We start from the raw sequence: 23,961 nt of genomic DNA on the forward strand, positions 1-23,961 counted from the left end.
TAATGGGGTAATGATAAAAAAAATGTCAATTGTTTGCTTAATGATGCTTTTTATAAGTTGTGTTAAGACTAAAGAAGAGAAGAATTTTTTTTCAAATGGAGATTTTTATATAGATTATTATGAAAATGAAATTCTGATTAGAAGAGATGCTTTTTATAAAAAAGGAAATCTTAAAGCTATTATAGAATTTAAAAATGATAAGCTGGATAATGCAAAAATTTATAATGGAAAAAAACTCGTTTCTCAATATTTTAGAAAGAATGATACTCTATATGATAGTGAAACATATTATGATAATGGAATAGTAATAGGTGAAGGAAATGTTGATAGATGGTGTAGAGAAATTGGTTGGTGGAATTATTATGACAGGAATAGAAGGCTCTTTCAAAAGCAACATTATGTGATTCTCAATAATTCACAGTTGAGTAATCAAGTGCTTTTTTATAAGAATGGGTTACTTGATACATTACGTAGCGATATTGCTGACATTGTTTTTTATAAAGATAAAGGAGGAGCTTCCTTTAAAGGGAAACTGATATATAATAGAAAGCTGAATGAAAAAAGTTATGTTTCAATATTATTTAGTGATAGTATTAAAGATGATTTCAGTAATATGGATTCGGTTAAATTTGATACAATCACATTTGGAGATAAAGCAATAATGGAGTTTCCTGTTATTTTCGAAAGCAATGGAAGAAAAAATATAAGAGGGATTGTTGTTGAGCAATATGCTAAGGAAGAGAATGTTGGTGATAAACCTGTTAATATGCTTGAAAGATATATGTATATTGATAAAAAAGTTGATTTTCATTAAGGAAAAACCTTGTTTCTACAGGTTTACATCCAGATTGCCAGATCGCTTGGATTTGCAATCCGAGTGAATAGAGAAACAAGCAAATAAATTCCTTACTAATAAAAAACAAAACCCCGAACCGATGCCCGGGATTTTGTTTTTTATTGTTGTTAATTACTCCATTCCGTCGATTTTAATACTCATTTGTCCGGAAGTTTTAATAAAAGCAATAATCGCTTTATCGGTAACCTCAACTTTATCAAAAATAAAATCGTTAATGTTTCCGTTCACAAAAACACCTTTCATTGGCGAATAGTTGTTTAAGTATGGCAACATGTTTTTCTTGCCTTCTTCCAGATTGTCCTTAATCGAATAACGACAGCTTTCCTGTATCTTATTTAGAATATAGCCTTGCATCAACCAGTTGGCCGTTTTGGTTAGAATACCTTTGGTGTTTAAAACATAGTCCATTTGGTCAAAATAAATCTCTTTCGAAACCGCATTGTAGTTCGGGATTCCCGACAGGTAAATCGTCCCGTCTAAACTGCCGGTCATGCTTAATGCTATGATCATTTTACCATCTTTATGCCATAGGTCAACTTTTTGAATGGTGATCTTGCGGCTTCCGGAAGCAAATTCCTTACCCTGGAAGTTTTTGGTGATGATACGCGATGCACTTTCATAAGTCGAAACCGCGGCAACCGTAGCTTCGATCTTGTTTGGCATTTTGGCTACCGGTTTTAAAACGATAGCTTCTTTTTTAAACGTGTTTAGGGGCTCCTGACCTACGATGGTTTGCATTTTGCATTTTAAGCCCATATCCATCGTGATTTTGCTTTTCGAAAGGATGGCGTCGGTCACGTATAATTCGGTTGGCGCTACCTTAAACCAGGTTTCGTAAACCTCGCTGGTTTTAAACGGCGTACTGATTTTTTCCAGAACGGCTAATACCTGTGGCTTGAAATCGGTGGTTTTGTTGATGGCATCGTCTATCGTTTTGGCAATTTTGGCTTTAAACAAACGGATCGTCGGATTGACAACATAGGTGATCGGTACGTTTTTGCCGGCTACCACAATACTCGGACTGTCTTTCCATTCGAAATCTTCAATTACAGAAGTGGTCGAAAGTTTCCAGTTCGATAATTTTGCATCACTCAAAAGAGTGATTTGTCCGTTTAAGTTGATTTCTTTCGTGTCGTTCAACCCTAAAAAATCAGTCCCGTATTTGAATTTGGTCCATATTTTTAAAGGAATTACCGATCGGATTTTGCCATCTTTTTCCGTTAATTTTATCGGAGCCTGTTTCCAGATTTTCATTTCCGTTTTATCATCGGCCAGAATACTGTCGTTATAAATTAATCCGTTTAGGGATTTGTTAAGTTGGATTTCAATTTCCTTTAGCGGAATTTCTATCGGCATATTGATAAAAGAAGTGGTGGTTTCGTAAACCGCGGGTTTGTTGTCGCTCGGCTCCGGTTTTAGGGTGTTAATTTTTCCGGTAGTTCCGCAACGGGTTATTAGCATTGCCAGGCTTATCACTGCCAGGAATGAAAAAAAAGTTTTCATAAGAGTTGTCTAAAAATCTTCGGTAAAAGTAGGTTTTTATTGAAATAAAATTGTAACGTTCGTTAAAGAATTGCGTCTAATGGATACCGAATAAAAATGCATATGTGCACAGAAATTTTATATTTGTAGGAAAATCAATAATATGAAGAACACAACATTGCTGTTTTTGGGTTTGTCGATGGTGACAATTCAAATGAAAGCACAAGCTAAAAAATGGACTTTGGAAGAGTGTGTGAATCACGCAATGGAGAAGAATATTTCGATCCGACAATCGATTTTAGATAAACAGGTGGCCGAAATCTCTAAAAAAGATGCCTGGGGTAGTTTCCTGCCAACTGTTAACGGACAAGCATCGCACTCCTGGAACGTGGGTTTAAACCAGAACATCACCACAGGTCTTTTGGAAAATCAAACCATTCAGTATACTTCTGCCGCATTAAATGTGGGAATTGATATTTATAAAGGGTTACAGCATCAAAATCAGTTGCGAAAAGCCAATCTTTCGATCATCGCGTCACAATATCAGTTGCAGAAAATGCAGGAAGATGTTTCGTTGAATGTTGTGAATGCCTATTTGCAAATCCTTTTCAATAAAGAAAATCTGAAAGTTCAGACCAAACAGCTGGCCTACGATACCAAACAAATGGAGCGTACACAAGAGCTTGTGGATGCCGGAGTAGTGCCTAAAGGGGACTTACTGGATGTGAAAGCTACGGTGATGGCAGACAATCAGAAATTGATTGCCGGAGAAAACGCACTGTTGTTGTCAAAGCTAAGTTTGGCGCAATTATTACAACTGGACGACTTTCAGGAGTTTGATATTGTTGATTCTGAAACGCCGGTGCAAAACAGTAGTGTGTTGCTTGAAAATCCAAAAAATATTTTTCAGAAAGCAAAAGAAACCCGAGCGAATATAAAAATTGCGGAAGCCAATGTTTCGATAGCCGAAAAAGATTTGTCTATCGCAAGAGGAAAATACCATCCGACACTTCAGGGATTCTATAGTTTCAGTACCCGTGCGGCTTATGCCGATAGAATTACCGGTTACCAACTGGATGCGGCTAATCCGACGCTTCCAACACAGTATTTCACGGAAAATGGATTACAGGTGTTGCAAAACAACTACCGTCCGGTTTTAGGAAGTCCGGAACCAATTTTTGATCAGTTTAGCAATAACAAAGGACAGAATTTTGGGTTATCGTTAAATATTCCGTTGCTAAATGGTTTCTCAGTTCGTAATAATGTCGAGCGTTCTAAAGTAGCGTTGGAGCGTTCCAGAATCGCATTGGAACAACAGGAACTGGATTTGGAAAGAACTGTTTATACCGCTTTTACCGATACCAAAGGATCGCTTAAATCATACGAAGCGGCTGTGGCAACGCTGGAAGCCCGACAAGAATCGTTTAACTATGCAAAAGAGCGTTATGAAGTGGGCTTGATGAATGTTTTCGATTTTACACAGGCGCAAACCTTATTCGTAAATGCCCAGTCGGAAGTGTTGCGAACAAAATATGATTATATATTCAGAACGAAAATATTGGAATTCTACTTTGGGTTGCCAATTATTCAAAAATAAAAATTTATGAAAAAGAGTACAAAATACATCCTGTTGGGTAGTGTTGTTTTGTTGGTTGTTGTATTGGTTGCCCTTAGTAAATCGGGTGTAATCGGTAACAAAGAAAAAGGAACGGAAGTAGAAACGACGCAAGCCAATCAGATGACGATTGTCGAAACGGTTTCGGCTACCGGGAAGATACAACCTGAAATTGAAGTGAAAATTTCATCCGATGTTTCCGGAGAGATTATTGGCCTTCCGGTTAAAGAAGGACAAAACGTAAAAAAAGGAGATTTGTTGGTTCGTATCAAACGCGACTTATACGAGTCGGGAGTGAACCGATCGGTAGCGTCTTTATCAACCTCCAAAGCAGGATTAAGCCAGGCGGAAGCTCAGATGAAAGAAGCCAAAGCTAACTACGATCGTAACAAACAGTTGTTTGCTAAAGGAGTTATTTCTAAATCCGAATGGGATAAAATCGTATCGGCCTACGAAGTAGCGGTTGCTGCCAAACAATCGGCCTATTATAATGTACAAAGTGCTACGGCAACCGTGACCGAAGCCAATGATAATTTAAACCGAACCACTATTTATGCACCGGTAGACGGAACCATTTCCCGACTGGATGTGGAATTAGGGGAACGTGTGTTAGGAACGCAACAAATGGCGGGTACCGAATTATTGCGTGTGGCCAACCTCAACAATATGGAAGTAGAAGTCGATGTAAACGAAAACGATATCGTTAAAGTAAATATCGGCGATCCGGCCAAAATCGAAGTGGATGCCTATCTGAAAAAAGAATTTAAAGGAGTGGTAACCAGTATTTCCAATTCGGCCAGTTCGACACTAACAGCCGATCAGGTGACAAACTTTAAAGTAAAAGTGCGCATCTTAAAAGAATCGTATCAGGATCTTTTGGTTGGAAAACAGGAGAATTATTCGCCTTTCCGACCGGGAATGACAGCAACGGTTGATATCGAAACCAAACGTAAAGAAAATATTCTGGCCGTGCCGATTAGTGCGGTAGTGATGAAAACCGATGCCGATATTTCAGGAGCTAAAAAAGATGTCATGGAAGAGTTGGAAAAAGAAGAAAAGGAAAAAACAAAAGGATCTACCGAAAAGAAATTCGAATGTGTATTTGTAAAAGTAGGCGATAAAGCAGAATTGCGTAAAATCAAATCCGGAATCCAGGACGATACGAATATCGAAATTGTCGAAGGTTTGAAGAAAGGGGATGCGATTATTACTGGTCCGTATACTACAGTTACCAAAGATTTAAAGCCCGGAGATAAAGTTGTGATCAAAAAAAACGGAGTCTCCGATAAAGGAAAAGATAAAAAATAATAACGCTTAGTTTTTTGATTACCACCGGGGTAATTCCCGGGAATACATTTGCCACGGTTGCACTATTTTTTCTGACGAAAAAGTCGGTAAGATATTGCAACCGTGGCAAAAAAATATATGATTATCTTTGCCAATAATTTTACTGAAAATGGCTTACATTCTGAATATTGAAACGGCAACAAAGAATTGTTCCGTAACCCTCGCAAAAGACGGAGAAATACTGGTGTGTCTTGAGATGGCCGAAGAAGGCTATTCCCACGCAGAAAAACTTCATGTCTTTTTTGAACAGGCTTTGCAACAGGCTGGGTTGGCATTTCAGGATTTGAACGCGATAGCGGTAAGTCAGGGACCGGGTTCGTATACCGGACTTCGCATCGGTGTTTCGGCGGCCAAAGGTTTGTGTTATGCATTGAATATTCCATTGTTGGCGATTGATACGCTGGAAACCCTGGCGCGACAGTTAACGCTAACCGAAGGAAAGATTATCCCGATGATTGATGCCCGAAGAATGGAAGTTTTTACCGCTGTTTTTGATTCTTCCTATTCCCGATTACGGGCTACGGAAGCAGAAATTATTGAAACTACAACATACGATACACTCGAAGGAACGTTGCATTTGGTTGGCGATGGTGCCGCAAAATGCAAAGCGGTTTTAAACGATCCGAGGTTTATATACCATGATGCTATTGTATATCCGTCGGCCAGAGAAATGAGCCGGATCTCCTTTGAAAAGTATCAAAAAAGCGACACCGTAGATGTCGCTTACTTTGAACCTTTTTATTTAAAAGACTTCGTGATGACTACAAAGCCTAAGAAGTCGTAACTTTAACAATCTTGCTGCTTTCTTCCAGTAATTCCGAACAAACGGTACCATAATCGGCATTATAGGTCCAGGCGCGAAGGGAAAAAATCAGGTTCTTTTCGCCCATATCGCTGATCACTACTTCAGGTGCCGGAGTTTGTAATACTTTCGGATGATTCTTTACCAGTGCTTCCAGTTTGATTTTGATGTTTTTGATGTCCGAATCATATCCTGTCGGTACTACCAGTGTGGTTCTACGGGTTGTTTTCTGCGAAAAGTTTTTAATCTTTCCGTTGGATAAAAGTCCGTTCGGAATATAGATGATCTGGTTTTGAGCGGTTAATATTTTAGTCGAAAATATCTGAATGCCTAATACTTTTCCATTTTCAGATTGCGCTTCGATGGTGTCGCCTACTTTAAAGGGTTTAAAAAGGATGATTAATACACCACCGGCAAAATTTGAAAGCGAACCTTGTAGCGACAAACCTACGGCCAATCCGATGGCTCCTAAAATAGCGACAAACGATGACGTTTCGATACCTAGTTTGGAAATTACCGATACAAATAATAGAATACGCAAAGCCCAGATCAGGAAGTCCAACAGGAATTTGATCAATGTAGGTTCCAGTTCTCTTTTTGTCATTACCGTTTCGGCAATTTTCCGGATAAAACGGATTCCCCAAATTCCGACAAAAAGGATAATGATGGCCGAGATCACTTTGGGTGAATAATCCAGTAAAACATTAAAATAGTGAATAAAAAAGTTATTCATTTGTTCCATAAGGGGGATTTATTTAATTGCTAATTCGTCTAATACGGTGGTCAGTTCACGAACGGGTAGCTGACAGTTTCTGTTTTCGCAAATATAAAACAGTGTGTCCTTTTCGTCAAATCGATTTTGAAGGAATGGAATTTTTGACGGACTTGTACTTCCGGCGAGAACCACATGCGGTAGGTATTGCTGCTGCACCGCCTTTATACCGGCAATCGCATCCGCACCGCAAACGGCCAGTTCTTTGTTGTCGGTTGATAGGTTCATCCATAAATTCAGCCAGTTTGAAAAAGCCGAACCATAATCGATATTGGGAATGACATGGTTAAGCATTTGCAGGGCCGTTTTTTCATAATGACTGTTGTGAAACAGTATCCCAAGCGTATACAGGTTGTTCGCCATAACCGAGTTGGACGACGGGATTACGTTGTCTTCAATTTCATAATGTTCGGCGATTAAGGCTGTGGTGTTTTTGGCTTTAAACAGGAAAAATTGCTGTGTTTCATCATAGAAATGATCAAAGCAATAATCGGTTAATTGTTTGGCGTGATACAAAAAGGTTTCGTCCAGTGTAGCCTGATACAAACTGATAAAGGCGTCGATCGTAAAGGCATAATCTTCTAAAAATCCAACGATACTACTTTGTCCGTTTTTATAGCTATGCCATAAATAGCCATCTTCCGACCAAAGTTTTTGGATGATAAAAGAGGCGTTCTGAAGTGCCCGTTCCAAAAAGGAAGCCGAGCCAAGAGCATTGTACGCCTCGGTATAACCTTTTAGCATAATGGCATTCCACGACGTGAGCGATTTATCATCCAGTCGTGGTTTGGGCCTTTTTTGCTGTTCGCGGAATAATAACTGTTCCCACTGTTGTTTTTTGTCAGAAAGCACGGCTACGGTTAATCCGAATTGTTCAGCAATACTGTCCAGTGTCTGACTTTGGATAAGCACGTAATTGTCGTGTTCCCAATAGCCGAAGTCATTAATATTAAACAAGGCGCTAAAAACTTCAAAATCGTCCTGTAAAAGTTGTTGCAGTTGTTCTTTTTGCCAAACGTAATAAGCGCCTTCTTCGAGTTGCTGTTTTGCATTTAAACTGTCGGCATCGAGCGCCGCATAAAAACCGCCTTCCGGATGTAAAAGTTCGCGTTCGACGAATGCCAACGTTTTTTCGATTACTTCTTGATACAGCGGATTTTGTGTCCGCTTATAAGCCTGAGCATATAGTGTAACCAACTGACCGTTATCATAAAGCATTTTTTCGAAATGCGGAACATGCCAGCGCATATCGACGGAGTAACGGGAAAAGCCACCACCCAAAACGTCAAATAGTCCGCCGTGAGCCATTTTGGTCAGGGTTAGATCTACAAAATCTAAAAGGTCTTTTGAAGCCGTTTGGTAGCCGAATCGTTGTAGGAAAATAAAATTATTCGGCATCATAAATTTAGGCGCACGTGCATAACCGCCAAAATCCCAGTCGAAACTTTTGGACCACTTTTCAATCAGTATTTTAATACGTGCCGGATCCTGTTCTTCGGGATTGGCTTGTGTGTGGTTTACGATTCCTAAAAACGAAATGCCTTCGTGTAGTTTTTCGGCATATTCCAGCATCTTGCCGGGATTGGTCTGATACAGGTTTTGAAGCTGGCTTAAAATATCCATCCAGTTGTCCTTTTTAAAATAGGTGCCACCCCAAACCGGTCGGCCATCCGGTAAACAAACCACATTGAGCGGCCATCCGCCATGACTGGTCATTAGTTGTACGGCTTTCATATAGATGGCATCCACATCGGGACGTTCTTCGCGGTCGACTTTAACGGAAATAAATCCGGTATTCATTACGGCGGCTACTTCGGTGTCTTCAAAACTTTCGTGTTCCATCACATGGCACCAATGGCAGGCCGAATATCCGATACTAACGATCATCAATTTGTTTTCGGTTTTGGCAGTGGCCAGTGTAGCATCGTTCCACGCTTTCCAATGGATCGGATTTTGCGCATGTTGGAGTAGGTAAGGACTGGATTCGTATTGGAGTTCGTTCATGGTTTTAAAAAAGGCGTTCATTCGAACGCCTGTATCTTTTTTATTTTATTTCAAAAGTAAGTTTCAGGTTTACCCTGAATTCTGTCACCTGATCATCGTTAACAACGGCGCTCTGTTCCTGAACATAAACCGATCGGATATGTTTCAGGGTTTTCGATGCTTCCGCAACCGCTTTTCGGGTGGCTTCTTCCCAGCTTACTTCCGAACTGGAAAGTAACTCGATAACTTTTAGGACTCCCATAATTTACCAGTTTTAAGGTTAAGCTATTAAAGGTAGTATATAAAAGTTTAAAAAACAATCGGAATTGCCCGAAAAGAGTTGTGTGTTAGCCGTTTACCGCTTCTACTTTAATGTTTTGATCGTGTAACATTTCTTTTAGCATGTTTTCAATACCGTTTTTCAACGTAAAAGTCGACGACGGGCAACCGCTGCAAGCGCCCTGAAGGATCACCTTTACGCGTTTGTCGGTTTCATCGTACGATTCGAAAATAATGTTACCACCATCCGAAGCTACAGCCGGTTTTACATATTCGTCCAGGATATTGATGATTTGCTGTGACGTCACATCCAGGTTGTTGAAATACTCCTCCTGTTGTTTTTCGTGATTAGAAGTTTTTACAATCTGGGTCTCATCAATAATGGGGTTGCCTTCTTCAATGTAATTTTTGATAAAGGTACGCACCTCCTGTGTAATCTCCTGCCACTCGTTAATGTCGTATTTGGTAATCGAAATATAGTTTTCGTCAATAAAAACCTCTTTTACAAACGGAAGCTTGAATAATTCTTTTGCCAACGGTGACGCAGCCGTTTCGTCGATGTTTTTAAACTCCACACTGGTTTTAGTCAGTAGCCGACTGGCAACAAATTTTAATACCGATGGGTTAGGGGTTGTTTCCGCATAAACCGTAACCGGTACTTTTTTGCTTTTATTTTCATCGATGTTGATGATTTTTCCGCCTTTATCTACAAAACTTTCGATCTGTTCGGCCAATAATTCTTTTACCTCATGCCATTCTACAATCGAATATTTTTCGATGGCAATAAAGTTGCCAGAAATATATACGGTCTTAACAAAAGGTAGGTAAAATAGCTGTTTTGCAAGGGGTGACGGTGCGGTTTCGTCGATGTTTTTAAACTCGAAACTTTCACTTTTTGTTATGAAATCTGGAAATTCAAACTTCACAATAGCAGGGTTTTGCGTATCTCGTATTGTTACTTTTAACATTTTTTTTGTGATTTTTTGCAAATTTAACGAACATATATCGTTTGAATAAGTATATTTGGAAATTTTAAAGGAAAAATTAACATTAAGGAACTGTTTTAACCCAAAAATAAGATATTTTACAAGCTTAAGCAAACATGAAAAAACTCTCCCCTCTATTGTTTTTGCTATTCTCCGTTGTGGCTTTTTCCCAGCCTATAACCGTGAATTCCAATACGTATACAGTTCCTCAATTGGTGCAGGATGTTTTGATCAACTCTCAATGTGCGCAAATTTCGAACGTGACCTGGAGAACAGGAAATACCAATGGACAAGGATCAGAAAACGGTATCGGATATTTTCAAAATACCAATCCTAACTTCCCAATTCAGTCGGGAGTTATCCTGAGTACCGGTAGAGCGACTTCAGCTCCCGGACCGAACAACGGAATTTTAAGTCAGGGTAGTACTTCCTGGACCGGAGATGCCGATCTGAAACAAGCAATGGTAAATGCAGGTGTTGTGAGTAACGCATATGTGTATAACAATGCCAGCTATATACAGTTTAACTTTACACCTTTAACGGATAGTTTTAGTTTTAATTTCCTGTTTGCATCGGAAGAATATGGAACGTATCAATGTACGACCGATTATACGGATGCTTTTGCTTTTATTTTAACAAATTTAACCACGGGGCAGAGTACGAATCTGGCTGTTGTGCCGGGAACTTCAATTCCAATTTCTGTTTTTACAGTAAGTGATCAGGCAAATAATAATAGCTGTGTTTCTCAAAACCCGGCTTATTTTGGGATGTATTATCCGCAAAATGGGACCCCGGCGGCTCCGATCAATTTTAACGGAAGAACGGTTGTAATGAATGCTTCTGCAATGGTTACTCCAAATACCCCTTACCGGATTAAAATGGTAATTGGAGATGGAGGTGGACAACCACCTAATAATACTAGTGATACCGCTTATGACTCTGCGGTATTTTTACAGGCAGGTAGTTTTAACGTAGGACAGGCTTCTTTAGGCGGAAACCTTACAATTGATAACCTTGGGGCTTTGTGTCCGGGTGAGATTCGAACCTTATCTACCGGATTGGATCCGGCTTTTTATACATTCCAGTGGACTAACGGAGGAAATCCTATTCCTGGGGCAACCGGACCTTCCTATGGTGTTTCGGCACCCGGGACTTATGGTGTTATCATTACAAATGTTTCCGGTGCCTGTGTCCAACAACCCGATCCGGTTACGGTGGAGGTCTTTCCACCTATTGCGGCCGGGACACCGATCGATTTATTTAGGTGTGGTGACGGGACAACTCCGGTTAGCTTTAATTTAGATGAAAATCATGCTGCAATATTAGCGGGTCTTGATCCGGGTACCATCATTACGTATCATACCAGTTTGGCCGATGCGGAACAAGGAGCAAATTATGTCCAGGATCCAACAAATTTCCTGACGCCAATTACCCGAACGATTTATGTGAATGTTTCAACGGGTGAAAATGCCTGTTATGTTATCCGTCAGTTTAATGTAAACGTGATTTCGTGTACAGCTGATCCGGTACGCCCAGATGATCAAACAGTTTGTGATATTGATAGTGATGGTTTGGAAACATTCGATCTGACGCAATTCTATACAACTATCCTGGGAGGACAAAATGCGTCCGACTACAATATTACATTCCATCTTAATCAGGCAGATGCCGATAATGATGTGAATCCAATTACACCGGCCAATGCTTTTACTACAGGCAACCAAACGGTTTATATCCGTATGGAAAGAGCAGCAGATCCAACTGTTTTTGGAACAACCAGTTTTAACTTGATTCTAAAAGCATTGCCTTTGGCTACTATTAGCGGACCTGATGGTATTTGTAATGGTAGTTCGGCAATAATCGTTTTTCAAGGTACGCCTAATGCAACGGTAAATTATACGGTTGATACTAATCCGGCCAGCATCACTTTGGATGCTTCCGGAAATGGGTCGGTAATTACGCCGCCAGTAACTGCTAATACGGTTTATAGTCTGGTTAGCGTGGTAAGTAATGATACAGCACCACAGTGTGCCCGAAACCTTACGGGTTCGGTTAATATAACGGTTTATAATGCACCAACGGCTACAATAGGAACCGATACGACAATCTGTTCCGGTGATACCGCAGTACTAACATTTAACGGAACACCAAATGCTGTTGTTACTTATAATAACGGAACTGTTGATCAAACGGTAACATTGGATGGAACCGGAGCTGCTAGCGTAACAGTTGGTCCGTTATCAGCAACAACGACTTATAATCTTGTGCGGGTTATTTCTTCGGGAACTCCTGCTTGTCTGGCAACCTTAACGGGCAGTGCTACAATTACCGTAAACCCATTACCAACGGCTACAATCAGCGCGCCTGCATTAATCTGTTCTGGAGACACAGCAGTAGTAACTTTTACAGGTCCTGCGAATGCTACGATTACCTATAGTGACGGGACGGCTACTGCTACAATCAATCTTGATGGGGCAGGACAAGCTACTATCACGACTCCTGTACTAACAGCATCGGCTACCTATACCTTAGTAAATGTAGCGGTTGCGGGACCACCGGCATGTAACCAGAACTTAAGTGCATCGGTAACGATAGGTGTTAAAGCCCTACCGGTAGCAACAGTAACCGGACCAGCTTCGGTATGTTCAGGAAGTTCTGCGGATATCGTATTCAACGGAACGCCAAATGCTACGGTAACCTATACTATCGGAACGGATCCGACTCAGTTTACAATTACCTTAAACAGTGCCGGAACCGCTACAGTTGCCACAGGAGCAATAACCGGACCGGTTACGTATGCTTTGGTAAGCGTACAAAGCAACGGAACACCAAACTGTAGTCAGCCGCAAACAACGAGCCATACGGTAACTACAGTAGTAGCGCCAACCATTTTCAACCCGACGCCACTAGAAGTTTGTAACTCCAACTACGACGACGGAATTGAAACGTTTGATTTGAGTATTAAAATTGCAGAAATCACCGGAGGTGATCCTAACTTAACGGTAACCTTCCACGAAACACCGGAAGATGCTCAGTTAGGTAACTATCCGATTGCAATGCCATTATACACGAATATTAATCCACATACACAAATTATTTACATCCGTGTGGTAAACACCGGAGTAAACGCTTGTGCTTCTTTCAGTACCTTAACTTTAATTGTTAACGAAAGACCACGTATTGTAGAAGGAGATATTACCGATTACGAATTATGTGAGACCAGTACACCGGGAGACGGATTTGAAATCTTTAACCTAACGACTAAAGATACCGAAGCGATCAATGGTCAGACAGGAGTAAACGTAACGTACTATACAAACGAACCGGATGCCTTAGCAGGTACCAACCCAATTACAGGTGCGGCAGCTTATACTAATGCTACGAACCCACAAACGATCTGGTATCAATTGCAAAATGCATCAGGATGTATCGCTGTAGGTTCATTCGATTTAATCGTAAACCCACTACCAACGGTACCGAACCCTGTGCCGGCGTATACATTGTGTGATTACACCGGACAGGCGTTATACGAGCAATTCGATCTATCGACCAAGATTCCGGAAATCATCGGAACAACAACCGGCTTGGAGGTTAAGTTTTATAAAACACAGGTTTTAGCCAATGCCGGAACAGCCGGAACGGAATTACCAACATTATATACCAACGAAGTAGCCACAGTACAAACGATTTTTGTACGTGTGACCAATAGTACAACAGGTTGTTACACGGTAACGGCAATGGACCTACGGGTAGAGCCACTACCGGTATTGGTAATGCCAACCGCTCCGGTAACCACATGTGACGGAACGAACAACGATGGAATTGGTGATTTTGATTTAACGACTTTAATTCCGGGTATGTTAAGTGGCGAAGCTAACGTAGTGTTGAGTTTCCACGAAACACAACAAAATGCAGAAAACGGCTTGTTCCCAATTACGGTTCAACCGTACCAAAACATCAACCCATGGAACCAGACGTTATGGGTATTGGCGACTAACACGGTAACGGGATGTAAGAGTGTATACTCGTTCCAGTTAAAAGTAGAGCCGGCACCAATCATGCCAACGTTATTGGATCTTGCCGAGTGTGATACGGATTCGAATCCGCATGACAACCAGACGATGTTTGATTTAACAGTACACACTGCGACAATCCTTGCGGCTCAACCAGGAGCGGCATCGGATTATGAAGTGAACTACTATATTTCACAAACCAATGCTCAGAATGGTTCACCATTTATCGTATCCAACGGGAACTTTATCGGAACCAACGGACAAACGATCTGGGTACGTGTTACGCATAAAGCAACGGGATGTTTCACCATCGGAAGCTTTAAACTGATTGTAAACAGTCCGCTGCAATTAACCCAGCCGGATGAGATTACCCTTTGTGATGATGCTTTACCAAACGATCAGCGTCAGATCTTTGACCTAACGATTCGCGAGGCGCAAATCACCGGAGGCGCCACAGGATATACTTTCAACTACTACAGCAGTACGGCTTTACCACCGAACCCGGCTACGTTGATCACCGATCCAACCGCGTTCCACAATACGGCTACAGTACAGACGTTATTAGTAGGAGTAGTAAGCGGAGCAGGCTGTAGCAGTTATGTAACCTTAACCATCCGTGTTACGCCACTACCGGAACCGAAATTCGACCCGGCACCACTTGTAACCTGTGATGATGATTACCCTGGAGACGGAATCACGTTCTTTGATGTAACGCAAAATGCGAGCTACATCTTAAATAATGCGAACTACGTATTAACGTATCACCCAACTCAGGCGGATGCTTTAGCGGGAATCAACGCGATTGCTACACCAACCAACTGGCAAAATATGGATGCTAACGGAAACGCTTTAACCAGCGTATGGGTACGTGTAACAACTGCACCGGCTAACAACCGTGACCGTTGTTCGTTAGTAGTAGAACAACCATTAATCGTAAACCCACGACCAGCGGCAGGTCCTGTAACGGATTACCATATGTGTCAGATTCTATTCACAGGAAGTGGTGTATTTGATTTAAGTACGAAAACCCCTGAAGCTTTAGCCGGACAAGGTCCAGCAGGTTACACGGTGAGCTACCATGCTAACCAGGCAGATGCGGATACCGGAGCAAATCCACTGGCAACCAGTCACCCAAGTACCGTGAACGGAGAGACCATCTATGTACGTGTGGTAAACACCGCAACAGGATGTTACAATACGACCAGTTTCCAATTATTTGTAGAGCGAGGATCGGAAGCTACCGATGTAGCGGATATCGACAGATGTGATGATCTGAATGATCAAACGGAAACGTTTAACTTGAATGATTTAGACGCTACGATCTTAGGGCCTGTACAGGCAGCGGATCCGAACTTTAGCATAAGCTACTATGCTTCGGATGCTGATTTAGCCAACGGAACACCAATTGGAACACCGGGAGCTTATACGATCACGGATTACCTGACGCACGAAATCATTGCGGTAGTTAAAAATACGTATAGTGCTTACGGATGTCCTGCTGAAATCCGATTCAATATCACGGTACACCGTTTACCGGAGCCAACACCAAACGCAGGATTTGTGTGTATTGATCAAGAAACTGGAACAGTACTAAGTACGCATATCATCAACAGTGGATTGGATGCTACAACGCATACGTTCCAATGGTATGAGAATGATGCAGCCGGAGTACCACAACCAATTGCAGGCGCAACAGGAGCGACGTATGAAGTAAACCACCCGGGAACGTTCTCTGTAATTGCAACCAGTATTGCAACAGGATGTCCTTCATTACCGGCATCAGTTGTGATCACACAATCGGAACCGGCAGAAGTAACGGCTTATGTATCGAATGCCTTTACGGATAACCAATCGATTACAGTAGAAGCGATTGGAATCGGGGAGTATGTATACCAGTTAGACGAAGGCGATATCCAGACAAGCCCTGTATTTACTAATGTAAGCTCTGGATCGCATACCGTAACGGTATACGATAACAAAGGTTGTGCTACGGTAACCATCCCTGTAACAGCGATCAACTATCCGCATTACTTTACACCAAACGGAGACGGTTACCACGATTTCTGGAATATTGGTGATTTAGAAAACGATGCAAACGCAAAAATTTATATATTTGACCGATACGGAAAACTATTGAAACAGATCAAACCATCGCGCTCAACCGGATGGGACGGAACGATGAACGGTCAACAGCTGCCATCGACGGATTACTGGTTCACAGTGACCTATACGGAGAATGGAGATATTAAAGAGTTTAAAGCGCATTTCTCATTAAAAAGATAACCCAAATGAATATTTTTAAAAAACGTTATTTAGTTTTAGCATTATTTTTATCCCAGATGTCTTTCGCACAGGAAGGGATTGCAGTTTATTCTGATTATTTATCGGATAACTATTATCTGATCCACCCGTCGATGGCCGGGGCAGCAAATTGTGGAAAAATCCGATTAACAGCCAGACAGCAATGGTTTGGTCAGGATGATGCACCTGCCTTACAAACGTTGAGTTTTAATACCAGTGTTGGGGAGCAATCCGGTATCGGTATTATTGCTTTTAATGATAAGAACGGGTATCATTCACAAATGGGAGGTAAGATTACTTATGCGCACCATATCCGTTTTTCCAGAGGTGCTAACGATTTGAATCAGTTGTCATTTGGTATGAGTGCCGGTTTGGTACAAAGTACGCTGGATGAATCCAAATTTGGAAATGAGTTTGATCCAATTGTTGCCGGTATGAAACAAAAAGATTCGTATTTTAATATCGATTTAGGGGCGTCTTACCACTACCTTGATTTCTATACGCACTTTACGGTTAAGAATGCCGTGTCAAACAAGCGTGATATCTATACCGATATTGAAAGTGATAACTTAAGAAAATATTTATGGAGTGTGGGTTATGTGTTTGGTAACAGTGATAGCGGATTATCATGGGAGCCATCTGTAATGTTACAGTATGTAGATAAAACCAAAGAGAAAACCTTCGATATCAACCTGAAAGTTTATAAAGATATGGACTTCGGTAAATTATGGGGAGGTTTGTCTTATAGAAGAAGTTTTGACGGTGCTCAATTCGTTGCCGATAACAGCGTGAGTGATCAGAAATTGCAATATATCACTCCTATCGTTGGGGTGAATTACAAGAACTTTATGTTCGCTTATACGTATTCACACTTAACGGGTGATGTAAAATTTGATAACTCAGGATTCCATCAAATCACACTTGGTATCAACTTATTCTGTAAGCGTGAACCATACGATTGTCACTGTCCTGCAGTTAACTAATTATAAAGAGATTATTAATTCTGTCCCGATTTATTCGGGACATTTTTTTAGAAGACAGTTATGGTTATAAAAGAAGTTAGAGGAAAGTATCCTCAAATCCCAGAGGATTGTTATGTGGCCGAAAATGCCACTATTGTCGGTGATGTGTCCTTTGGTGCCTCATGTAGTGTTTGGTTCAATGCTGTCGTGCGGGGTGATGTGCATTATATAAAAGTAGGCGATAAGGTAAACATCCAGGACGGTGCGGTGATTCATTGTACGTATCAGAAGCATCCAACAATAATTGGAAATAACGTTTCCATCGGACATAATGCGATTGTACACGGTTGTACGATCGAAGATAATGTACTCATTGGAATGGGAGCGATAGTAATGGATAATTGCGTGATCAAGAGTAATTCGATTATTGCTGCGGGTTCGGTGGTCACACAGAACACTGTAGTGGAATCCGGGGTGATTTACGCCGGTATTCCGGCTAAAAAGGTAAAAGATATCAACGCGTCGGATTTCGCCGGGGAAATCGAGCGTATTTCAAATAATTACGTAATGTATTCCAGTTGGTTTAAAGAATAAGTTTGTTTCTTTTTTTACTCGCGGATTTAGTAACATATAAAAGGCCATCTTAAGATAAAAGATGGCCTTTTTAGTACAATGTATTTTCAGTTTAAAAATCGATTACGGAAACACTGTCGGAAAAAGGAGTACCCAATAGTTTTTTGAGAACATCCGCTTTCGAATTGGTGTAGAATAAATGTTTAGTTGCTTCGTGTGAAGTGTTTAACAGTCCGTTTTGTTCCAGTATGTTTTTGGTTTGTTTCGCAACGGCTTCACCGGAGTCGATAATTTTAATGTGATCCGGAATGATTTCTTTAATCTGTGGAATCAGAAAAGGGTAGTGCGTGCAACCCAAAACCAGATAATCCATATTGGCGGCTACCATCGGATCGAGATAGGTTTTTAGCAACTCTTTAATCTCTTCTGATTCAAGATCGCCGTTTTCGATTAGCTGAACCAGATTATAGCCCACCTGTTCAATGATATTGAGGTGCTGGTAGTTCGCTATGGTTTTGTGGAATAACTCGCTGTTTAGTGTTCCTTTTGTAGCCAGGATTCCAATGGTTTCGGTCTTGGTCTGATTGGCAGCCGGTTTAATCGCCGGTTCGATACCAATAAAAGGAATGTCATAGCGGGCACGTAGTTCTTTTATCGCATTCGTTGTTGCGGTATTACAGGCAACGATTACCATTTTACAACCGCGTTCGATTAAATAGTCAACGTTTTTACAACTTAAACGGATAATGTCTTCTTTGGTCTTTTGACCATATGGGGCGTTTTTACTATCGGCTAAATAGATGGTGTTTTCATGAGGGAGGAGTTGATGTACCTCTTTCCAGATGGAAATGCCTCCAACACCGGAGTCGAATAAGCCTATGGGGTTTTTACTACTCATTACACAAATATAAAAAAAAACTGCCCTTGGAAAAAGAGCAGTTTTATTTTTATGAATAGAATGGATTATTTAAATCCTAATTCTTTTTTAACGTCACCTAATAAATCCGGACCGTCGGCCAATATTACACCACTTCCGTCAGTTGAATCTAATACATACTGGTATCCTTTTGCTTTCGCTACTTTTTGGATAGCCGTTCTTGCTTTTTCCATGATTGGTTTTACAAGATCCAATTCTTTTTGTTGTAATTCTTTTCCAGCATTCTCTCTGTACTGTTGGATTCGCTGACCCATATCCTGCATTTCTTTAGAACGTGTTTCGTTGATCGCTTCAGTTACAGTGGCTGCTTCTCCCTCGTATTTTTTCAATTTGGTTTGATACTCACTAACCATGGTTTTATATTGTGCATCGTATGTCTCACCAATTTTTTTTACTTGAGCCTGTGCGGTTTTCATGTCCGGGTAGCTTGTCATCAGTTCACTTACGTTGATGTGTGCTATTTTTGCCTGTGCAGAAATAGTTTGACTAGCACCAATGAAAAGTGCAGCAGCGATAAGTAAAGTTTTTAACTGTTTCATTGTTTTAGGTATTTAATTTAATTTTCTGATTTATTTTCTGTTGTCTTATTTTTCAATTTTTCTTCGCGCTCTTTTTTAGCCTTTTCTCTTTCTTCCAATATTTTTTGTTTGCGCTCTTCTAAGGCTTTTTTACGCTCTTCTATTTTTTGCTGACGTTCCTGTGCTGCTTTTTCACGGGCTTCCTGTTGTGCCGCTTTTAGGTCGGCTTTAGGATCTGACGCCGGTGCAGTTACTGCAGTTCCGTCTGCTGCTTTTTCGGCTGGTTTATCAGTCGCTTTATTTTCGGTTTTGTTACCACCTTGTTTCGCTTTTCGCTCTTCAAGTAGGAGTTTTCTCTTTTCTTCCTGCTCCAGTTTTCGGGCTTCCAGTTCTGCTTTACGATCGGCAATTAGTTTTTCACGAGCCGCCTTTCTTTCGTCAATTTTTCGCTGACGTTCCACCTGATCCGGATTAGCATTATCCATATCTTCTTTGCGTTCCTGCGCTTCCAGTTCTTTTTGCTGTTTTTTGCTCAACTGCTCTTTTTTCTGCGAACGGGTTAGTACGCGAAGTACCTGATCACTAATGTCAAAACGTTGTGCTGCAAAAAGCATGGTCAAATCGGATGACTTGTCAAATACGAAATCGTATTTTTTGGCTTCGGCAATATCCTGAACGGCATTAAATACCTGATCCTGGATTGGTTTTACCAACATGGTTTTCTGTGTCATCAGATCCCCTTGCGGACCAAAACGTTTTTGCTGATAATCCAACATTTCTGTTTCCAGGAATTTGATTTCTTCCTCTCTTTCGGCAATTAATTCTTTAGTAAGTAAAACCTTTTCTGTTTTAAGGCTTTCCTTTAATTTATTGACTTCATTTTTTTTGGCTTCGATCTCCTGTTTCCAGCCTTGTGCTTTTAGTTCCAACTGGTTTTTCGCTTCGGCATATTCCGGTGCTTTTTCCAGAATATATTCCATATCGATATAACCTATGCGGATTCCTCTACCTTGCGCATTCGATGCGATACTAACAAATGTTACAAGTGCCAATAAAAAATATTTTCTCATAGAATTAAATATTATTTTTCAACTATCGTGCCAAACTTTATTAAAACTGTTGTCCAATGATAAAGTGCGTCTCCCATCCATTTTTCTGAGTTTGTCCTGGTAAGGCGTCGAATCCGTATCCAAAATCAATTCCCAGTAATCCAAAGGCTGGCATAAATACCCGTAATCCAAATCCGGCTGAACGTTTCAGATCAAATGGATTGTAGGATTTGAATGAATCGAATGAGGCTCCTGCTTCTAAGAATGTCAATCCGTAGATCGATGCCGATGGATTCATGGTAATCGGGTAACGCAACTCTAATGAGAACTTGTTGTAAATGGTTCCTCCGGATTGTTGTCCTTTTTGAGATCCTTCCTGGATGATTGGTGTTAACGATTGATTCGGATATCCTCGTAACTGAATCACCTCCCGACCATCCATAGAGAAGTTCGCTAATCCGTCACCGCCTAAATAGAAGCGCTCAAACGGTACTAATCCTCTGGACTGGTTGTAGGCTCCTAAGAATCCAAACTCTCCTAACGAACGCAATACTAATTTATTATAAATGGTTGTATACCAATCGGCTTTGAATTTAACTTTGTAATATTCCAGCCAGTTAAATTTCTTTTGATCCACTAAGGATTGATCGGCTGCCGCATTGTGGAAATCCGTTACCGGATTTCCATTGGAATCGATATACGATCCGGATGGTACAAAAATATTGTTTGAATTCAGATATCCGGCACCGTTATTTTTCAATTTATAGGCTTCCTGATTTCCTAAATCACCGTAATCCACCCCGTTAAATAACGAGTAAGGTAAGGTAAATTTTCCAGAAATACTAAATTCTGAACCATAAGTTGGGAAAATTGGATTAAAACCTTTACTGTTACGGGTTAGACCAATCGTATAGGTAAGGTTTTTAGACGAACCGTTACCAAAGGTAAATAACCCGGTGTTGTAGTTGTTCAAATCGTAATACTGGAAACTCACTACGTGGGATAATTGGAAATAATCATCCGGGATTGTAAGACGTTTCGCTAATCCTACCGATAATGTTGTAATGTTGAAACTTTGGTTTCGTGTTACATCCCGGGTCTGGTAGTTGTATAAGAATTGTTTACTGTGTGAAATCGATGTCGAGAAACTTACCGGTTTTTTACCACCTAACCATGGTTCCTGGAAGGAAATACTATAGGTTTGGAAATAGCTACTTCCCTGAAGACGTAACGACATTTTTTGTCCGTCTCCCATTGGTAACGGGCGGTAAGCACTTTTGTTAAAAATGTTTTTGATCGAGAAGTTGTTAAACGATAATCCTAACGTTCCGATGAATCCACCACCACCGTAACCACCTTGTAACTCTACCTGGCTGGATCCTTTTTCTACTACGCTCCATTCTACGTCTACACTTCCTGAAGAAGGATCGGCATTTTTTACTTCCGGACGGATGGCTTCCGCATCGAAAAACTGTAACGCTCCCAGGTCACGAATGGTACGGATTACGTCCTGTTTGTTCCATTTCTGTCCCGGACGGGTACGTAATTCACGATAAATTACATAATCGTTCGTTTTGTCATTTCCTTTAACCGTTACATTGTTGAAGTAGGCAATCGGACCTTCTACAATTCGGATCTCGAAATCGATAGTGTCGTTGGCCGTACGGACCTCAACCGGGTTAATGTTCGAAAACAGATAACCGTTGTTCTGATATAGGTTGGTGATATCTTCCGCATCCGGACTTTTTTTGTTGGCAATACGCTCCTGTAATACTTTTCCGTTATAAACATCACCTCGGTTAATACCCAGAAGTCGTCGTAATTCACGATCGGTATAAACCGTATTTCCAAGGAAACGGATGTCGCCAAAATAGTAACGTTTTCCTTCTTCAACGTTTAATTTGATCGCTACGGTATTGTCTTGTTTGTTATAGGTAACCGTATCGGAGGTGATACGGGCATCGCGGTACCCTTTTTCTTTATATTTTTCAACAATGGAAACCAAGTCTTCCTTGTATTTGTCTTTGATGTATTTTGAAGTCTTGAAAAGACGCATCGGGTTAAAAGGATTACGCACTTTGGTGTTGCTCATCGCTTTTTTGATTTTGGAAGCCGACATCATTTGGTTTCCGGTAATTTCGATGTCTGAAACTTTTACCTTCTTGCCTTTGTCAACCAGGATAACCATATTCACATTGTGTTCGGTCGAATCGGTAGCAATGGTATTGATGGTTACTTTCGTGTTGAAAAAACCGTCTTTTTTATATTTGTTTTCAATGTAATTACGCGTTGTGGTAATTAAATTTTCATTGACAACCTTTCCTTTTTTAAGGTCGTTGTCTTTGATAAACTCTTCGCTCTTTCCTTTTTTAACACCGGTGAATTTTACATCCTGTAATTTCGGTAATTCATGGATATTTAATTCCAGGAAAATACTATCGCCCTGGATTTTATTGAAATAAACGTTGATGTCGTTGAAAAGTCCAAGCTTCCAAAGTTTTTTGATGGCATTACTGATTTCCTCTCCGGGAACACTAATCATTTGTCCTTTTTCCAAACCGGAAAAGGTTACAACCGTTTGCTGGTTATAACTTATTTTTCCCGTAACATCTACATCTGCTAATATGTATTGTCGACCCGTTTCAGGTCCGGTATGCGGTTGTTCCTGAGCATTTAATTTGGAAATGTTTCCTAAAATTATAATAGCAAAAAGTAGTTGTATTCCTTTTTGAAGCATTTGTAAATTATTTAATTTGTTCGCTGGTTTTTCCAAATCTACGTTCTCTTTTTTGATAGCTGATGATTGCCTCATATAAATCTTTTTCTCTAAAATCAGGCCATAGTACGTCAGTAAAGTAGAACTCTGCATAAGCAATTTGCCATAATAAAAAGTTGCTGATACGGTGTTCGCCGCTTGTTCTGATAACCAGGTCGACGTCGGGTAAATTATGCGTGTAAAGATGCTGATTTATAATTGATTCATCAATATGGGCTGATGAAATTATATTATTTTTAACTTTATCGCTGATGTTTTTTACAGCTGAAATGATTTCTTCACGGGAACCGTAGCTCAGTGCCAGTGTTAACGTCATTCGGGAGTTGGTTTGTGTCTTTTCAATAACTTCCATCAGTTCTTTTCGAACCGAATCCGGTAAATGCTGTATCGAACCGATACAATTTAGACGGATGCTGTTTTTCTGTAAAGTCGGAAGTTCGCTTTTCAGGGATTTGACCAAAAGTTTCATCAGGGTTTCCACCTCAACCTTTGGGCGGTTCCAGTTTTCGGTCGAAAAAGCGTAAAGGGTAAGAAATGAAATCCCGAGTTTGGCACAACATTCTACAGTTGTCCGTACCGATTTGGTTCCGTTTTCATGGCCAAACGCACGGAGCATCCCTTTCTGTTTTGCCCAACGACCATTACCATCCATAATGATGGCCAGGTGTCTGGGAAGGTTCTCTTTATTAATTGTATTTTCTAAATCCATT

The 23,961-nt window shown here is 40.6% G+C and carries 17 protein-coding genes; 7 read left to right on the forward strand and 10 right to left on the reverse strand.

Annotated elements, in window-relative coordinates:
• Nucleotides 1–10 precede the first annotated feature (10 nt).
• Nucleotides 11–814 (forward strand): hypothetical protein, encoded by an 804-nt coding sequence (locus ABFU83_RS17125; protein WP_347067713.1) that lies wholly within the window; start codon nucleotides 11–13, stop codon nucleotides 812–814.
• Nucleotides 815–967: 153 nt separating this feature from the next.
• On the opposite strand, the gene ABFU83_RS17130 is transcribed toward ABFU83_RS17125, so the two are convergent.
• Nucleotides 968–2,359: a DUF4403 family protein gene (locus tag ABFU83_RS17130; protein ID WP_347067715.1), complete on the reverse strand. Its 1,392-nt coding sequence runs from the start codon at nucleotides 2,357–2,359 to the stop codon at nucleotides 968–970.
• A 142-nt stretch (nucleotides 2,360–2,501) separates the two neighbouring features.
• Here ABFU83_RS17130 and ABFU83_RS17135 point away from each other — a divergent pair, with 142 nt between their 5' ends.
• The 3 genes from ABFU83_RS17135 (at nucleotide 2,502) to tsaB (ending at nucleotide 6,084) form a co-directional block, all read left to right on the forward strand.
• A complete protein-coding gene (locus tag ABFU83_RS17135; protein WP_136403862.1) occupies nucleotides 2,502–3,935 on the forward strand; it encodes a TolC family protein in 1,434 nt (477 codons plus the stop codon).
• Nucleotides 3,936–3,941: 6 nt separating this feature from the next.
• Complete coding sequence (locus tag ABFU83_RS17140; RefSeq protein ID WP_347067717.1) at nucleotides 3,942–5,261, forward strand: efflux RND transporter periplasmic adaptor subunit; 1,320 nt, start codon at nucleotides 3,942–3,944, stop codon at nucleotides 5,259–5,261.
• A 148-nt stretch (nucleotides 5,262–5,409) separates the two neighbouring features.
• Nucleotides 5,410–6,084, forward strand: a complete 675-nt coding sequence (gene tsaB / locus ABFU83_RS17145) for a tRNA (adenosine(37)-N6)-threonylcarbamoyltransferase complex dimerization subunit type 1 TsaB (protein ID WP_347067719.1) — start codon at nucleotides 5,410–5,412, stop codon at nucleotides 6,082–6,084.
• On the opposite strand, the gene ABFU83_RS17150 is transcribed toward tsaB, so the two are convergent.
• From ABFU83_RS17150 to ABFU83_RS17165, 4 genes are all read right to left on the reverse strand, one after another.
• On the reverse strand, nucleotides 6,071–6,835 hold the full coding sequence (locus ABFU83_RS17150; protein ID WP_347067721.1) for a mechanosensitive ion channel domain-containing protein: 765 nt from the start codon (nucleotides 6,833–6,835) through the stop codon (nucleotides 6,071–6,073). The two genes, tsaB and ABFU83_RS17150, sit on opposite strands and share 14 nt — an antisense overlap.
• Before the next feature lie 18 nt (nucleotides 6,836–6,853).
• Nucleotides 6,854–8,899, reverse strand: a complete 2,046-nt coding sequence (locus tag ABFU83_RS17155) for a thioredoxin domain-containing protein (RefSeq protein WP_347067723.1) — start codon at nucleotides 8,897–8,899, stop codon at nucleotides 6,854–6,856.
• 19 nt (nucleotides 8,900–8,918) lie between these two features.
• On the reverse strand, nucleotides 8,919–9,119 hold the full coding sequence (locus ABFU83_RS17160; RefSeq protein WP_347067724.1) for a dodecin family protein: 201 nt from the start codon (nucleotides 9,117–9,119) through the stop codon (nucleotides 8,919–8,921).
• An 85-nt stretch (nucleotides 9,120–9,204) separates the two neighbouring features.
• Nucleotides 9,205–10,104: a NifU family protein gene (locus ABFU83_RS17165; protein ID WP_347067726.1), complete on the reverse strand. Its 900-nt coding sequence runs from the start codon at nucleotides 10,102–10,104 to the stop codon at nucleotides 9,205–9,207.
• 134 nt (nucleotides 10,105–10,238) lie between these two features.
• On the opposite strand from ABFU83_RS17165, the gene ABFU83_RS17170 reads away from it, so the two are divergent.
• Genes ABFU83_RS17170 through ABFU83_RS17180 form a run of 3 tightly spaced genes read left to right on the forward strand, consistent with a single transcriptional unit; the run spans nucleotide 10,239 to nucleotide 17,992 of the window.
• A complete protein-coding gene (locus ABFU83_RS17170) occupies nucleotides 10,239–16,418 on the forward strand; it encodes a choice-of-anchor L domain-containing protein (RefSeq protein WP_347067728.1) in 6,180 nt (2,059 codons plus the stop codon).
• Nucleotides 16,419–16,423: 5 nt separating this feature from the next.
• On the forward strand, nucleotides 16,424–17,419 hold the full coding sequence (locus tag ABFU83_RS17175; RefSeq protein ID WP_347067730.1) for a type IX secretion system membrane protein PorP/SprF: 996 nt from the start codon (nucleotides 16,424–16,426) through the stop codon (nucleotides 17,417–17,419).
• A 60-nt stretch (nucleotides 17,420–17,479) separates the two neighbouring features.
• Nucleotides 17,480–17,992, forward strand: coding sequence for a gamma carbonic anhydrase family protein (locus ABFU83_RS17180; protein ID WP_347067732.1), 513 nt, complete (start codon nucleotides 17,480–17,482; stop codon nucleotides 17,990–17,992).
• A gap of 91 nt (nucleotides 17,993–18,083) precedes the next feature.
• Here the strand turns inward: ABFU83_RS17180 and murI are convergent, their stop codons facing one another.
• The 5 genes from murI to ABFU83_RS17205 all read right to left on the reverse strand — a co-directional run bounded on the left by murI (nucleotide 18,084) and on the right by ABFU83_RS17205 (nucleotide 23,960).
• Nucleotides 18,084–18,869 (reverse strand): glutamate racemase, encoded by a 786-nt coding sequence (gene murI, locus ABFU83_RS17185; protein ID WP_347067734.1) that lies wholly within the window; start codon nucleotides 18,867–18,869, stop codon nucleotides 18,084–18,086.
• A 65-nt stretch (nucleotides 18,870–18,934) separates the two neighbouring features.
• Nucleotides 18,935–19,447, reverse strand: coding sequence for an OmpH family outer membrane protein (locus ABFU83_RS17190; RefSeq protein WP_136404514.1), 513 nt, complete (start codon nucleotides 19,445–19,447; stop codon nucleotides 18,935–18,937).
• A 17-nt stretch (nucleotides 19,448–19,464) separates the two neighbouring features.
• The gene (locus tag ABFU83_RS17195) at nucleotides 19,465–20,496 is read right to left on the reverse strand and encodes an OmpH family outer membrane protein (RefSeq protein WP_347067736.1); all 1,032 of its coding nucleotides are present in this window, start codon (nucleotides 20,494–20,496) and stop codon (nucleotides 19,465–19,467) included.
• A 40-nt stretch (nucleotides 20,497–20,536) separates the two neighbouring features.
• Nucleotides 20,537–23,287, reverse strand: coding sequence for a POTRA domain-containing protein (locus tag ABFU83_RS17200; RefSeq protein WP_347067738.1), 2,751 nt, complete (start codon nucleotides 23,285–23,287; stop codon nucleotides 20,537–20,539).
• Entirely contained in the window at nucleotides 23,220–23,960 is a 741-nt protein-coding gene (locus tag ABFU83_RS17205; protein WP_347067740.1) for an isoprenyl transferase, read from the reverse strand. Before ABFU83_RS17205 ends, ABFU83_RS17200 begins: the two co-directional genes overlap by 68 nt.
• Nucleotide 23,961: the final 1 nt, after the last annotated feature.

It is taken from the genome of Flavobacterium sp. WV_118_3 (assembly GCF_039778605.1).
Taxonomy (GTDB): domain Bacteria; phylum Bacteroidota; class Bacteroidia; order Flavobacteriales; family Flavobacteriaceae; genus Flavobacterium.

Excerpts from the sequence above, each read along its gene's own strand:
- ABFU83_RS17125 (WP_347067713.1), top strand. The coding sequence starts at position 11 with ATGATAAAAAAAATGTCAATTGTTTGCTTAATGATGCTTTTTATAAGT.
- ABFU83_RS17130 (WP_347067715.1), bottom strand. The coding sequence starts at position 2,359 with ATGAAAACTTTTTTTTCATTCCTGGCAGTGATAAGCCTGGCAATGCTA.
- ABFU83_RS17135 (WP_136403862.1), top strand. The coding sequence starts at position 2,502 with ATGAAGAACACAACATTGCTGTTTTTGGGTTTGTCGATGGTGACAATT.
- ABFU83_RS17140 (WP_347067717.1), top strand. The coding sequence starts at position 3,942 with ATGAAAAAGAGTACAAAATACATCCTGTTGGGTAGTGTTGTTTTGTTG.
- tsaB (WP_347067719.1), top strand. The coding sequence starts at position 5,410 with ATGGCTTACATTCTGAATATTGAAACGGCAACAAAGAATTGTTCCGTA.
- ABFU83_RS17150 (WP_347067721.1), bottom strand. The coding sequence starts at position 6,835 with ATGAATAACTTTTTTATTCACTATTTTAATGTTTTACTGGATTATTCA.
- ABFU83_RS17155 (WP_347067723.1), bottom strand. The coding sequence starts at position 8,899 with ATGAACGCCTTTTTTAAAACCATGAACGAACTCCAATACGAATCCAGT.
- ABFU83_RS17160 (WP_347067724.1), bottom strand. The coding sequence starts at position 9,119 with ATGGGAGTCCTAAAAGTTATCGAGTTACTTTCCAGTTCGGAAGTAAGC.
- ABFU83_RS17165 (WP_347067726.1), bottom strand. The coding sequence starts at position 10,104 with ATGTTAAAAGTAACAATACGAGATACGCAAAACCCTGCTATTGTGAAG.
- ABFU83_RS17170 (WP_347067728.1), top strand. The coding sequence starts at position 10,239 with ATGAAAAAACTCTCCCCTCTATTGTTTTTGCTATTCTCCGTTGTGGCT.
- ABFU83_RS17175 (WP_347067730.1), top strand. The coding sequence starts at position 16,424 with ATGAATATTTTTAAAAAACGTTATTTAGTTTTAGCATTATTTTTATCC.
- ABFU83_RS17180 (WP_347067732.1), top strand. The coding sequence starts at position 17,480 with ATGGTTATAAAAGAAGTTAGAGGAAAGTATCCTCAAATCCCAGAGGAT.
- murI (WP_347067734.1), bottom strand. The coding sequence starts at position 18,869 with ATGAGTAGTAAAAACCCCATAGGCTTATTCGACTCCGGTGTTGGAGGC.
- ABFU83_RS17190 (WP_136404514.1), bottom strand. The coding sequence starts at position 19,447 with ATGAAACAGTTAAAAACTTTACTTATCGCTGCTGCACTTTTCATTGGT.
- ABFU83_RS17195 (WP_347067736.1), bottom strand. The coding sequence starts at position 20,496 with ATGAGAAAATATTTTTTATTGGCACTTGTAACATTTGTTAGTATCGCA.
- ABFU83_RS17200 (WP_347067738.1), bottom strand. The coding sequence starts at position 23,287 with ATGAGGCAATCATCAGCTATCAAAAAAGAGAACGTAGATTTGGAAAAA.
- ABFU83_RS17205 (WP_347067740.1), bottom strand. The coding sequence starts at position 23,960 with ATGGATTTAGAAAATACAATTAATAAAGAGAACCTTCCCAGACACCTG.